Genomic DNA, 12,825 nt, shown 5'->3' with positions numbered 1-12,825 from the left:
ACAATCGAGCGCCCGACTGGTTGTCAGTGGGGCGCGGTAGCTTCGGGATCGCTGGAAGGACCGTTCCCGATGGGAGAGCACTATGGCCGTGAACCACGAGCAGGCGCCGCTCAAGGTGGTGTTGACCGACACCAACACCCATGTGGTGGGGGCATGGCGGGCCGCGTTCGCCGACACCCCCGGGATCGAGATCCGCAAGGGCTCGATCCTCGACGAGAGCGTCGACGCCTGGGTGAGCCCCACCAACTCACGGGGACTGATGAACGGCGGCGTCGACGCCGTCATCAAGCGCCACCTCGGCGCCGGCATCCAGCTGCGGGTGCAGCGGGCCATACGCGACCAGTTCGCGGGCAACCTCCCGGTGGGAAGCGCGGTGTGCGTTCCGTCCGGCGCGACCAACCCGAAGTTCCTGATCTCCACGCCGACGATGGAAACGTCCTCGGAGAATGTGAGCGAGACCCTGAATGTGGCGCTGGCCTGCGCCGCCGCGTTCCAGGCGATCCACCGGCAGAACCAGGAGGCGCCGGGCAGCATCGAGTCGGTGGCGCTGGTCGGCATGGGCGCCCGGACCGGCCGCGTGCCGGCACGGGTGTGCGCCAACCTGATGTGGACGGGCTACACGCTGTTCAACGACTACCGCTTCGAGGACTACGAGGACCTGCGCCGCACCATCACCGCGCAGCTCGACGACATCGAGAGCGCGCCCGTCGAGAAGCGGGTACGCATAGCGCCGCCCGAGCGCCCCGCCTCACGTCGCTGACCGATGTCTGCTCAGCCGTTCTCACGCCACCAGTCCACCGTCGCCTCGACCTGCTCGCCGACGGGGGTGGCACGTAGGGCGAACGCGGCTTCGTAGGCGCTCGAATCGACTACGAACGGACGGTCGAACTGATACCGGATCTCCTTCAGTTCGCGGAGCAGCGGCGAGAAGAGCGAGGCGAGGCCGAGCACGGCCGGCGACAGCCTGCGTACCGCGACCGGTGCCGTTCCCGCCCGGTCGGCGAGCCTGCCGACCATCTCCCGGGTGGACAGCGCGGGCTCCGTCGGGACGTGCCAGGCCCGTCCCCAGGCCCGCTCCTCGCCCGCGACCTCGACCAGTGCCCCGGCCACATCGGGAAGGTAGCTCCAGCTGTGAGGGGTGTCCGGATCCCCGAGCGCGGAGACCGGCTTGCCGCGCAGCACGCGCGGCACGACCCGTGCGGCCAGGTGCCCGCCGTCGGTCACGCCGGGCCCGAAGAAGTCCGAGGCCCGCACCTCGACCGCCCTGATCCGCCCCTGTTCGTGGAGGTTCCGTGCCTGCTCCCAGACGGCGGCGCGCGCCCTGCCCTTGGGGCCGGTCGCCGCGAGCGGCAGGTCCTCGGTCAGGGGACCGTCCGCCGGGCCGTAGCCGTAGAGGTTGCCCAGCATGACCAGGACGGCCCCGGTCGCCTCGGCCGCCGCACAGACCGATGTGGCCAGCGGCGGCCATTCGTCCGGCCAGCGATGGTAGGGCGGCGCGGCGCAGCAGTAGATCGCGGCGGCGCCCTGCGCGGCCTCGATCAGTCGTGCGCTGTCCGTCGCGTCCAACGCGATGTGCTCGATGCCGGGTTCCGGGCTCCGCCCCGACTTGGTGACGACCCGTACGGAGTGACCCTGCTCGGCCAGAAGCCGAGCAGTGGCCGCCCCGGCGGGCCCGAATCCCACGACGACAGAAAGACTCACGCCCGCACACTAGCGCGATTGATCACGAGCACGATGGAGCGCGCCTACGACTGGAGCGTGCCCACGACTGGACCGTGCTTACGACTGGACCGTGACCGGCTTCTCGGCGCGCAGGTCGCTGACGAAGCCGCCCTTGGTCACGCGCATCCAGTAGGAGTGGCTGCGGTCCTTGATGTCGGGGTCGCGCTCCAGCTTGCGGTCCATCGAGGTTGCGCCGCCCTTCACGTCCCGCTGGAAGGTGTAGGGGTGCCAGATGCCGATCTCGCTGCTGTAGAAGGGCTTGGTCTCCATCAGCATGACCTGGTCCGGGTTGCCCTGCGCGGGCTTCCAGTTGACGCGGACGGTGGCCGCGTCGAGGCGGTCGACGGACGTCACCGCCGGGGCCTTCGGGATGACCGAGGCGGCGGCGGGCTTGATGTCGGCGCTGCGGATCGTCCGCGGCACGGACGGCTGGTAGCCGTCCGGGTTGTCCAGCTTCCCGGTGACGCGCAGCGCGGTGGGGGCCTGGCCCTGTCCGCCCGCGCACACGTCGACGTGGGCGACCTTGCGCCAGTCGACGCCGGGGCCGGGGAACCTCACGAAGTCCTCTTTCTGGACCTTCAGCTCGCGAGTGACACCACCTATGACTGCGCTGAAGGAGTAGACGTAGCGGGAGTCGTCGTCGCGGACCACCTGGTAGCTGCACGCGTCCACAGCGGCGGCCCGCGCGTCGACCGCCGGCGCGCCGGCGGCGGCAGCCGACGGAGCCGCTGCGGCGGCCCCCGCACCCGAGACCAGGGCGCCGAGACTCAGCGCGGACGTGGCGATGGCGGTGGCGATACGAGAGGGCATGCATCCTCCGGGGACATCCCCAGGCCGCCTGTGCGTCCTGGGCACCGATACGATCTCGCGCCGGACGCTACCGGCAATTGACGGTCAAGAAGAAGTCAAATACCGGCAAAGTGAAGGCTTTTCGTCAGCAGCCGGTGACGATGGCCGGAAACCGACCTCCTGATCAGCGCCCGAGGACGCGTGCGGTCCGGCGGCCGGGACATGCCAGGGCCCCGGCGGCCGGTGCGCGCGAGGCCGTCCCCTGCCTCTTCCGCGCGCACCACCACCGGGGCCACGACCCAGGAACCGTTCATGCCGTTCAGGCCCTGGGCCACCGGCCACCAGGAGGCGCGTCTCCGCTCGTAGCGCACCTCCGGCGGCCGGAGTCCGTCAGTCGCCCTTCCCCTTCAGGGCGACCTCCTTGATGAAGAGCGTCACGATGAACGCGATCAGCGCGCACGGCGCCGAGTACAGGAAGACATCGCCGACGGCGTGCCCGTACGCGCTCTCCACGACCGTCCGGATCGGCGCCGGCATCGCGTCCAGGTCCGGGATGCCGCCCCCGCCCGTACCGCCGTGCCCCATCGCCGCCGCGGCCTTCGGGCCGAGGGCGGTGATGCCGTCGCGCACGTAGTCCGGAACCCGCGTGGCCAGCACCGCGCCCAGCGCGGAGACGCCGACCGCGCCACCGAGGGAGCGGAAGAACGTCACCACGGAGCTCGCGGCGCCGAGGTCCTTCGGCTCGACCTGGTTCTGGGCGGCGAGCACCAGGTTCTGCATCATCATGCCGATGCCGAGCCCGGTGAGGGCCATGTAGACCGCCAGGTGCCAGTACGGGGTGTCGTACCGCATCGTGCCGAGCAGACCGAGGCCCGCCGTGACCAGGACGCCGCCGCTGAGCAGCCAGGCCTTCCAGCGGCCGGTCTTCGTGATGACCATTCCGGAGACGGTCGACGATATGAACAGGCCGCCGATCATCGGGATGGTCAGCACGCCGGACATCGTCGGCGACTCGCCGCGCGCCAGCTGGAAGTACTGCGAGAAGAAGACGGTGCCGGCGAACATCGCGACACCCACGAAGAGGCTCGCGAGCGAGGACAGCGCGATGGTCTTGTTGCGGAACAACCGCAGCGGAATGATCGGTTCGGCCGCCTTGGTCTCGGTGAGGACGAACAGCGCGCCGAGCACGACGGATCCGCCGACCATGACCGCGGTCTGCCAGGAGATCCAGTCGTAGTCCTTGCCCTTGCCGGCCCGGGTGACCCAGATCAGCAGCAGGGTGACGGCGGCGGTGATGAAGAAGGCGCCCAGCCAGTCGACCTTGACCTTGCGCTTGACGACCGGCAGCTTCAGCGTCTTCTGCAGCACGACGAGCGCGATGATCGCGAACGGTACGCCGACGTAGAAGCACCAGCGCCAGCCGAGCCAGGAGGTGTCGGTGATGACGCCGCCCAGCAGCGGGCCGCCGACGGTGGCGACGGCGAAGGTCGCGCCGAGGTAGCCGCTGTAACGGCCGCGCTCGCGCGGGGAGATCATGGCGGCCATGACGATCTGCGCGAGGGCGGACAGACCGCCCACGCCGATGCCCTGGACGACGCGGCAGGCGATGAGCGTGCCGGTGTTCTGCGACAGACCGGCGACGACCGATCCGGCCACATAGACCACGAGGGCCAGCTGCACCAGCAGCTTCTTGCTGAACAGGTCCGAGAGCTTGCCCCACAGCGGGGTGGACGCGGTCATCGCCAGGAGCGAGGCCGTGACGACCCAGGTGTAGGAGGACTGGCTGCCGTGGAGGTCGTGGATGATCTCCGGAAGGGCGTTGGAGACGATCGTGGAGGAGAGGATCGCCACGAACATGCCCAGCAGCAGGCCGGAGAGCGCCTCCATGATCTGACGGTGTGGCATCGGGGCGCCGGCGGGCGCCTCGGGCGCCACCGGTGCCGTGGGTTCGGCGGCGTCCCGCACACCTGCCGGTGTGGACTTGGCCATGGACTTCCTTTTCTCCCTAGGGTGTTCAGGCGGGGTGGGGATGGACGCAGCGGACGCTCAGGCCGGCGGCCGCGTGATCCTGCACTCGCCGAAGCTCTGGCGCAGGCGCTTCATCAGGTCGATGAGCCGGCCGACGTCGTCGTCGGACCAGTCCCGCAGGCAGGTGGCGAGCGCGTCGGTGTAGCGCGCGCTCACCTCCTGGAGCATGTCGAGGCCGCTGGGTGTCAGGCTCAGCTGCCGCGACCGCTTGTCCAGCGGGTCGGGCTGCCGGTCGATCCAGCCGCGGTCGGTGGCGTACGTGACCTGCCGGCTGGTGACCGAGGCGTCGATGCCCATCAGTTCGCCGAGCCGGCCCATCCGCATGCCGCCGTGCTGCTTGAGCAGGGCGAGGAGCATGGCCGTCGCCGGCGGGCAGTCGTGCGGCAGGGCCCGGCCCAGGCCGCGCTTGACCGCGCCGATCGCGCTGAGTTGTTTGGCGAGCTCTTCGTACTGCTCCTGTGCCGCCACCGGCTTCGGCTCCTCGATTCGACTCGACTCAGGACGTTAGGTTGCTTCGGGCAACCATAGGAAAGGTTGGTTGCTGAAGGCAAACGAAATCGCGTCAAATCGGGTAAAGGAACCCTCAAGGCTTGCTCGGGCGGCCGTAAAGGTGCAGGTCAGGACGGTCGGGGCCGGTCGACGGCCGGAGACGGTCAGGACAGTCGACGGCCGACGGGTCAGGGTCAGTCGAGGTCCGCAGTCGGTCAGGACCAGTCGACAGTCACATCACGCGTCTCGATGCGCATGCCCGGCCACACCCGCCATGCGTCGACGCACACGGTCCAGGTCGCCTCCACGGCCCTCCCGGGGGCGATCGGTGCCGGGAGGGGGTGGGTGGAGGTCGCCGTCCACCAGTCGATGTCCAGGGCGTCGACGATGTGGGTGCCCAGGGTGACGGTGCCGCCGGTCGCGGCGCGGCCGCCCGTGTTGGTGAAGGTGAGGGTGACCCGCTCGCACCAGCGGTCCTCGGCGGGCTCGCGGCGCGGTTCGCTCACGCCGGTCACGGCGGGCGGCGGGGGTGTCGGGGCCGGCGTGCCGGTGCTCGGTCCGGAACCCGGTGGAGAGGGAGTGGAGGGGGGCTGCGAGGGGTGCGGCGGGCGAGGGGGTGGTGTGCCGCCGCTGCCGCTCGGGAGGGCCGCGCCCTTGCTTGTGGCAGGGGCCGGGCGAGGGCCGCGCGGGGTGCTCGTACCGTTCGTGCTCTTCGCGGAAGCGGAGAGGGGAGCGGATGCGGATGCGGAAGGGGAGGGGGATGCGGACGCCGGCGCGGAGGACGGGCTTCGAGAGGGCGTCGGCCTCGTACCGCTCAGCGGTAGGAGCTCCACGCCGCCCCTCGGCGGCACCGGCCCCGGCACCGTTCCGGACGCACCGCGTCCGGCGGCCTCCGTGGTGACATGGGCGTCGTGGCCGCCGCCGCACCCCGTGAGCGGCAGGCCCAGGGAGAGCGCGCACAGCGCCATGGCGGGGACGAGCGCCTTCCGTCGCATCGGCCCAGTGTCACTGACGGTCCGTCAGGTGTACAGGGTCCGGGAGCCGGCGGTCCTCAGTCGGCGATGAGCCCCTCGCGCAGCTGTGCCAGGGTCCGGGTGAGCAGCCGGGAGACGTGCATCTGCGAGATGCCGACCTCCTCGCCGATCTGCGACTGGGTCATGTTGGCGAAGAACCGCAGCATGATGATCTGCCGCTCGCGCGGCGGCAGCTTGGCCAGCAGCGGCTTGAGGGATTCGCGGTACTCCACGCCCTCCAGCGCCGTGTCCTCGTAGCCGAGCCGGTCGGCCAGCGAGCCCTCGCCGCCGTCGTCCTCGGGGGAGGGGGAGTCGAGCGAGCTGGCCGTGTAGGCGTTGCCGACGGCGAGGCCGTCGACCACGTCCTCCTCGGACACACCCAGGCACAGGGCGAGTTCGGGGACGGTCGGCGAGCGGTCGAGCTTCTGTGCGAGCTCGTCGCTGGCCTTGGTCAGGGCCAGACGCAGCTCCTGGAGGCGGCGCGGGACGCGCACGGACCAGCTGGTGTCGCGGAAGAAGCGTTTGATCTCACCGACGACGGTCGGCATGGCGAACGTCGGGAATTCGACACCCCGTTCGCAGTCGAACCGGTCGATCGCCTTGATCAGGCCGATGGTGCCGACCTGGACGATGTCCTCCATGGGCTCGTTGCGGCTGCGGAAGCGGGCCGCGGCGTAGCGCACGAGGGGGAGGTTGAGCTCGATGAGGGTGTCGCGGACGTACGTACGCTCGGCGCTGTCCCGCTCGAGCGTGGCCAGCCGCAGGAAGAGGGAGCGGGAGAGGGTGCGGGTGTCGATGGCTTCGCAGTCGTCGAGCACGGCGTGCGGTGCGTCGTTGGCGAGCACCTTCGCGCTGCCCAGGTCTACGGACATGCCACCCCCTTGAGGTCGCGGACGGGTCACAGCAACTCCCTCGAGCGAGGGGTTCAGCCTCCACCTGAATACCGGAGGCTGCGCTGTGGCAAACGCAGTTCCTGCAGAATGTCACATGTCGGCAACACGCTGTAGCGTCAAGTCGACTTATCTTCCCCATGACACCGGGGGGAGGGTCACCCGGGAGGGTTAGGCGTCGATTCGATTTGCGGAGCGCAGCCGGGCGAAGCTCCGTGAGAGTAGCCGGGACACATGCATCTGCGACACCCCCAGCTCCGCGCTGATCTGCGACTGCGTCAGATTGCTGTAGTAGCGCAGCAGCAGGATGCGCTGTTCGCGCTCCGGCAGCTGTACGAGCAGGTGACGTACGAGGTCGCGGTGCTCGACGCCCGCGAGCGCGGGGTCCTCGTAGCCGAGCCGGTCCAGCAGTCCGGGCAGGCCGTCGCCCTCCTGGGCGGCCTCGAGGGAGGTCGCGTGGTACGAGCGGCCGGCCTCGATGCAGGCCAGCACCTCGTCCTCGGCGATCTTGAGCCGGTCGGCGATCTCGGCGGTGGTCGGGGAGCGGCCGTGCAGCACGGTCAGGTCCTCGGTGGCGCCGTTGACCTGCACCCACAGCTCGTGGAGGCGGCGCGGGACGTGCACGGTGCGGACGTTGTCGCGGAAGTAGCGCTTGATCTCGCCGACGACGGTGGGCATGGCGAAGGTGGGGAACTGCACCCCGCGATCGGGGTCGAAACGGTCGATGGCGTTGATGAGCCCGATGGTGCCGACCTGGACGACGTCCTCCATCGGCTCGTTGCGGCTGCGAAAGCGCGCCGCGGCGTACCGCACGAGGGGGAGGTTGGCTTCGATCAGGGCGGCGCGCACGCGGGCGTGCTCGGGCGTGCCGGGCTCCAGGGCGGCGAACTCCTTGAAGAGCACCTGGGTCAGGGCGCGGGCGTCGGCGCCGCGGCTCTCGCGGGAGCGCGGGGCGGCCCCGGCGGCGGCTACGGCGGCCGCGGCGAGGTCGCCGTCGCCGGGGTCCTCGGCGTCGTCGGGCCGGTGCGGCTCGTCGGTCGGCTTGTCGCTCCGGAGGGGGGCTTCGGGCGCTGTACGGGCCGGCACGGTCACCACCCCTTTTCGGTCAACTCATCCGGCAAAAGCGGTCATAGCATCACAAGACATGTGCACTGTGTGCAAGCACCGCATATCGCCGTGTTGACGTCGAAAAGCACCCCTCGCCGGGGTGGCGAGGGGTGGCCGGAAGTGAGCCCGGAAGCGAGCCGGAGGGGCTGTGCGGCGTCCCGTCAGAACGGGTAGTCGGCGATCACCCAGGTGGCGAATTCGCGCCACTGGCCGACGCCCGCCTGGTGGGCCGGGTGGTCGAGGTAGCGCTGCAGCGCCTCGGGGTCCTCGACGGCCGAGTTGATGGCGTAGTCGTAGGCGATCGGGCGCTCCGAGACGTTCCAGCCGCACTCCCAGAAGCGCAGCTCCGGGATCTGCTCGCCGAGCTCCTCGAACGCCCGCACGCCGGCGACGACACGCGGGTCGTCGCGCTCGACGCCCTCGTTGAGCTTGAACAGGACGAGATGGCGGATCACTGGCTGCCTCTTCGCATTGTCGCGCTGATGTGCCGCTCCGGGCCGGTGCGGCGGGCACCGGACGTCAGCTGATCAGCTGGGTCATGAACTCGCCGATGTTCTTGGCGGCGTCCGAGATCCCTTCGAACCCTATCTGGACCAGCTCGGCCGAGCGGGCGGGGGAGTGGATGATCGTGTAGGCCACGAAGATGCCGAGTGCCCAGAGCACGACCTTCTTCGTCTGCACCATGACGCACTGCCTCCCCTGTCGTCCGCTGCTGTCCCGCGTGCGGTCGCGAGAGTCTATCCGTGCGTGCGTGCGAACGGATGTATGGCCGAAAGGGTTGGGCGTGTTGCCTGGACGCGGGCGTGTGCGCCGCTTCACGGCCCTCACGCGGTCTTTAAGGACTTTCGGCCCTGCGGCGCGGGCCCTTCGCCGGACTCGCGGCGCGCGCCCCGGGCGGAGGATGGTTGTGCGCCCGCGGATCTGGCAGGAATCCCGCGGGCCGGGACACGGCCCTCACTGCGGGGTCCGGACCGCGCGCTTCCCCCCGACCGCGGTCCGAACTTGAGGCCGTGCCCTCGCCGGGGGAGGAGGCATGTCCCCCCGACGCCGCCTCCCCCGACCTGCACTCGCCGGAAGCCCCGGCTCCGGACCGATTCGCGCACAGGTCCGGGGCCGGGGCTTCCGGTGCATCACGGGTGCGTGTCGGAGGTGAGTTCCGCCCACTGCCGGGGCACCAGAAAGGCACACGATGTGCCCGATGAGGGAGGGCGGTGAGGTTCGCCATGGGCGTGTACGAGCTCGCCTTCACCATGCGGGAGCGCGTGGTGGGGGGAGCGGTGGTCGTCGAACTGCTGGGTGAGATCGACATCTTGGCCGAGCAGACCCTGGGGCCGAGGCTCGAGGCGCTGGTCGGGCGGTGCCGGGGTGACCTCGTCATCGACCTGCGTGGAGTGACGTTTCTGGACGCGAGCGGGGTGCGGCTGCTGCTGAGGGCACGGCAGCGGGCCGTGTGGGGATGCGCGCGGCTGCGGGTCGTGCGGGGCGGGGCGATGGTGTCGAAGGTGATACGCATCGCCGGCGTGGAGCCGGCGTTCACGTGGCTGGACGCGTTCCCGCCGTCGGCGGTCGGGAGCGTCCCCGCCTGACGGCGGCTTCAGGTCGTCGGCATGCCGGCTTGATGGTGCGCTCAGGCCGTCGGCGTCCCCGCCTGAAGGCGTCCCCAGGTCGTCGGCGTCCTGGCCTGACGGCGCGTTCGGCTCGTCAGCGTCTCGGCATGACGGTGCGCTCGGGCGTCAGTGTCCCGGCTTGACGGCGTGCTCAGGCCGTCGGCGTCCCGGCCCGACCCGGTGCGCTCAGGGCGTCGCGCGCCAGGCAGGGAACTCCTCGTCCAGGAGTTCTCGCACGTCCGCCGCCTCCTTGGCGCCGCGGCGGTCCAGGACCTCGTGGGCCTCCCGTAGGCAGCCCAGGGCCGGGCGGGGCTCGCCCAGGGCCGGGAGGGCGCGGCCGCGGGCGGCCAGGGCCAGGCCCCGGCAGTACGCGTCGCCCAGGCCGGCTTCGATCGCCAGCGCCCGGTCGGCCGCCGTGACGGCCTCCCGGTGCTGGCGCTGGTCCAGCCGGCAGTGCGCCAGGTGCGCCCACAGCAGGGCCGTCCGGCGGGGATCGGTCTCCAGGCCCAGCGCCTCGCGCAGCCGGTCCGTCGCGCCCGCCGCGCGGTCGGCCGCCAGCAGGGTGCGGGCGGCCTGGTGCAGGACGTGGGCCAGGACCGGTTCGTCGCCGAGCTCGCGGGCCCGTTCGACGGCCTCGGCCGCGGTGGTCAGGGCCTCCTCCGTACGGCCCAGACCGGTGTACGCGCGCGCCGTGTGGGCCAGGGCCTCGAGCGCGCAGCTCGTCGCGCCCTCCGACCGGAAGTGCTCCTCCGCCTGTACGAGCAGGGGCAACGCGTCGCCGGGCCGGCCCAGGGACAGCAGGACGACGCCGAGTTCGCCGGAGGCCAGGGTCAGCGCGAGCGGATCGGCGGCCGCCTCCGCCAACCGCAGGCAGGCGCGCAGGTCGCGCTCGGCGCGCTCGTAGGTGTCGGCGCCGAAGCGGGGCGCTCCCAGGACGCGCAGGGCGCGGGCGGCGCTCGCTCCGTCCTCGTTCTCATGCGCGCGCTCCAGGGCCCGGCCCGCCGGGTCCGCGAGGTCCTGGTGGCGCGCGGTGCCGGTGGTCAGCCGGTCCCAGACGGTCAGCAGGTCCACGGCCGGGCGCAGCGCGTCGGGGATGTCGAGGCGCAGGACCTGGCCGGTGAGGGCGAGCAGGTGCGGGTGGGTGTGGTGCAGCCAGGTGCGGGCCGCGTCGGCGTCGGGCAGGGGGCGGCCGGTGGTGGCGAGGTTGTGGTGCAGGTGGCGCGGTACGGGGCTGTCGGGGCGGATGCGGCGCAGGGCGGTGACGGCGGTCGCCAGGTGGTGGTCGAGGAGCCGCAGCAGTGCGGCGTCGCGCACGGGCGGGCTGTCGGTGCGCCGGCTCTGTCCGAGGGCGAACTCCCGGAGCACGTCGTGGTGGTGGTAGCGGGCCGGGGCGGGTGATTCGAGCAGGCCGGTCGTGGCCAGTTCGGCGAGGAGGGCTTCCGCTTCGGTCGCGCCGGGGAGGTCCAGGACGGCGGCGGCCGCGGCCGCGTCGAGATCGGGGACGTCGGGCAGGGCCAGGAGCCGGAAGGCGTGGGCCTGTTCGAGGTCCAGGGCGTCGTGGGCGACGCGCAGGACGGTCTCGGTGGTGAGGTCGCCGGGGTGCGGGTCGCCGGAGTGGAGCTGGTCGAGGCGGTGGCGTTCCTCGCGCAGGCGTGCGGCGAGGTCGGCCGGCGTCCAGAAGGGGCGCGCGGCCAGCCGGGCGCCCGCCACGCGCAGGGCGAGCGGCAGGGGGCCTGTGGCGGCCAGCACCTCGCGGGCGGCCTGCGTGGCGGTGTCCTGCGCGGTGTCGCCCGCGATCGCCGCGAGCATCGCCAGTGCCTCCTTCTCCTCCGGCAGGTTCACGGCGATCTGCCGTGCGCCCGGTAGCGCGAGGTCGGGTGCCCGGGACGTGACCAGCACCGTGCAGCCCGACGTCCCCGGGAGCAGGGGCGTCACCTGTGCGGCGTCGGCGGCGTCGTCCAGCAGGAGGAGCGTGCGGCGGTCGGCGAGCAGCGAGCGGTAGAGGGCGGTGCGGCGGGCCGTGCCCTCGGGCAGGGCGTGGTCGCCGACGCCGAGGGCGTGCAGGAGCTGGTCGAGGGCCGCGCCGGTGGTCAGCGGTTCCGGGGCGGAGCCGCGCAGGCCGAGGCGGAGCAGCCCGTCGGGGTGGCGGGAGCGCAGGGCGTGGGCGGTGTGCGCGGCGAGCGCGGTCTTGCCGACGCCGGCGGGGCCGGTGAGGACGACGACGGGCGGGCCCTGCCCGGCGCCGGGAGTGAGCGCTTCGCGCACCTGGGCGACGAGTTCGTTGCGTCCGGTGAAGTCGGCGATCTCGGCGATGCCGTCGGCCATGGTGACGGCGCGGCCCGGCCGGGTGGCGGGGGCCGGGGACGGTGGAGGGTCCGCGGGGGCGGCAAGGGCGGGGTCACGGGCGAGGACCTGTTCGTGCATGCGTGTGAGCTCGGGGCCGGGACCGCGGCCCAGTTCCCGCTCGAGCACGCGACGGGCCTCGGTGAACACCGCCAGGGCCTCGGCCTGCCGCCCGGCCCGGTGCAGGGCGTGCATCAGCAGGGCACGCGTGCGTTCCCGCAGCGGGTGCTCGGCGGCCAGTGTGCGCAGTTCGGTGACGGCTCCGGCCTCGCGCCCCAGCGCGAGGGCGCACTCGAGGAGGTCCTCCCGCGCGCGGACGCGCAGTTCGGTCAGGCGTGCGCGCTCGCGCGCGGCGTACGGCCCGGGGAGCGCGGACAGCGGCGTGCCCTCCCAGAGGGCGACGGCCGCCTTGAGCCTGTCGTGCGCCCCGGCGAAGTCGCCCGCCGCGCGGGCCGCCTCCGCGGCCTCCATGTGCCCGGCGAACACGGTGGCGTCGACGGAGCCGGGGTCGACGTGCGCGGCGTAGCCGCCGCCGGTCGAGACCAGCAGCCGGGCGCGCGCCCCGGGTGCGTGCTCCGGCTCGAGGGTGGCGCGCAGCCGGGAGATGTGGTCGCGGAGGGTCGGCACGGCGTGTGCGGGCGGGTTCTCGCCCCACAGCGCCTCGACGAGTTCGGCGGTGGTGATGGACCGTCCGCCGTGCAGCAGCAGGACGGCCAGGACCGCCCGCTGCTCGGGGGAACCGAGCGGCAGCGGCCGGCCGTCCCGGTCGGCCCGCACGGGGCCGAGCAGGTGGAAGCGCGGGTGCTGGGTCTCCTCGTCACCGGACACGGGCCCTCC

The 12,825-nt window shown here is 72.2% G+C and carries 12 protein-coding genes; 2 read left to right on the top strand and 10 right to left on the bottom strand.

The genetic code is table 11. From position 1 onward, the window contains the following. Window positions 1–82: 82 nt before the first annotated feature. Window positions 83–760, top strand: a complete 678-nt coding sequence (locus ACIG36_RS20810) for a macro domain-containing protein (protein WP_399929684.1) — start codon at window positions 83–85, stop codon at window positions 758–760. 11 nt (window positions 761–771) lie between these two features. On the opposite strand, the gene ACIG36_RS20805 is transcribed toward ACIG36_RS20810, so the two are convergent. The 9 genes from ACIG36_RS20805 to ACIG36_RS20765 form a co-directional block, all read right to left on the bottom strand. Then, complete coding sequence (locus ACIG36_RS20805) at window positions 772–1,701, bottom strand: NAD-dependent epimerase/dehydratase family protein (RefSeq protein ID WP_399929680.1); 930 nt, start codon at window positions 1,699–1,701, stop codon at window positions 772–774. Window positions 1,702–1,779: 78 nt separating this feature from the next. Beyond that, window positions 1,780–2,532, bottom strand: coding sequence for a hypothetical protein (locus tag ACIG36_RS20800; protein WP_399929677.1), 753 nt, complete (start codon window positions 2,530–2,532; stop codon window positions 1,780–1,782). 369 nt (window positions 2,533–2,901) lie between these two features. Next, window positions 2,902–4,500, bottom strand: coding sequence for an MDR family MFS transporter (locus ACIG36_RS20795; RefSeq protein ID WP_399929675.1), 1,599 nt, complete (start codon window positions 4,498–4,500; stop codon window positions 2,902–2,904). Window positions 4,501–4,557: 57 nt separating this feature from the next. Then, window positions 4,558–5,007 (bottom strand): MarR family winged helix-turn-helix transcriptional regulator, encoded by a 450-nt coding sequence (locus tag ACIG36_RS20790; RefSeq protein WP_399929671.1) that lies wholly within the window; start codon window positions 5,005–5,007, stop codon window positions 4,558–4,560. Window positions 5,008–5,243: 236 nt separating this feature from the next. Beyond that, on the bottom strand, window positions 5,244–5,534 hold the full coding sequence (locus ACIG36_RS20785; RefSeq protein ID WP_399929669.1) for a hypothetical protein: 291 nt from the start codon (window positions 5,532–5,534) through the stop codon (window positions 5,244–5,246). Window positions 5,535–6,079: 545 nt separating this feature from the next. After that, a complete protein-coding gene (locus ACIG36_RS20780; protein ID WP_071964858.1) occupies window positions 6,080–6,913 on the bottom strand; it encodes an RNA polymerase sigma factor SigF in 834 nt (277 codons plus the stop codon). Between the two features lie 189 nt (window positions 6,914–7,102). Next, complete coding sequence (locus tag ACIG36_RS20775) at window positions 7,103–8,017, bottom strand: RNA polymerase sigma factor SigF (protein WP_399929666.1); 915 nt, start codon at window positions 8,015–8,017, stop codon at window positions 7,103–7,105. A 182-nt stretch (window positions 8,018–8,199) separates the two neighbouring features. After that, complete coding sequence (locus tag ACIG36_RS20770; RefSeq protein WP_399929664.1) at window positions 8,200–8,493, bottom strand: Dabb family protein; 294 nt, start codon at window positions 8,491–8,493, stop codon at window positions 8,200–8,202. A 64-nt stretch (window positions 8,494–8,557) separates the two neighbouring features. Further along, window positions 8,558–8,722, bottom strand: a complete 165-nt coding sequence (locus ACIG36_RS20765; RefSeq protein ID WP_190108055.1) for a hypothetical protein — start codon at window positions 8,720–8,722, stop codon at window positions 8,558–8,560. 527 nt (window positions 8,723–9,249) lie between these two features. Here ACIG36_RS20765 and ACIG36_RS20760 point away from each other — a divergent pair. Further along, window positions 9,250–9,624: an STAS domain-containing protein gene (locus ACIG36_RS20760; protein ID WP_399929661.1), complete on the top strand. Its 375-nt coding sequence runs from the start codon at window positions 9,250–9,252 to the stop codon at window positions 9,622–9,624. A gap of 207 nt (window positions 9,625–9,831) precedes the next feature. On the opposite strand, the gene ACIG36_RS20755 is transcribed toward ACIG36_RS20760, so the two are convergent. Then, a complete protein-coding gene (locus tag ACIG36_RS20755; protein ID WP_399929658.1) occupies window positions 9,832–12,816 on the bottom strand; it encodes a BTAD domain-containing putative transcriptional regulator in 2,985 nt (994 codons plus the stop codon). Window positions 12,817–12,825: the final 9 nt, after the last annotated feature.

The organism is Streptomyces sp. NPDC053048 (genome assembly GCF_044547045.1).
In the GTDB taxonomy this organism is placed as follows: Bacteria; Actinomycetota; Actinomycetes; order Streptomycetales; family Streptomycetaceae; genus Streptomyces.
The sequence above is the reverse complement of the archived record's forward strand: the minus strand, read 5'-3'. Positions and strand labels throughout refer to the sequence as shown.

Excerpts from the sequence above, each read along its gene's own strand:
- ACIG36_RS20765 (WP_190108055.1), bottom strand. The coding sequence starts at position 8,722 with ATGGTGCAGACGAAGAAGGTCGTGCTCTGGGCACTCGGCATCTTCGTG.
- ACIG36_RS20795 (WP_399929675.1), bottom strand. The coding sequence starts at position 4,500 with ATGGCCAAGTCCACACCGGCAGGTGTGCGGGACGCCGCCGAACCCACG.
- ACIG36_RS20800 (WP_399929677.1), bottom strand. The coding sequence starts at position 2,532 with ATGCCCTCTCGTATCGCCACCGCCATCGCCACGTCCGCGCTGAGTCTC.
- ACIG36_RS20780 (WP_071964858.1), bottom strand. The coding sequence starts at position 6,913 with ATGTCCGTAGACCTGGGCAGCGCGAAGGTGCTCGCCAACGACGCACCG.
- ACIG36_RS20810 (WP_399929684.1), top strand. The coding sequence starts at position 83 with ATGGCCGTGAACCACGAGCAGGCGCCGCTCAAGGTGGTGTTGACCGAC.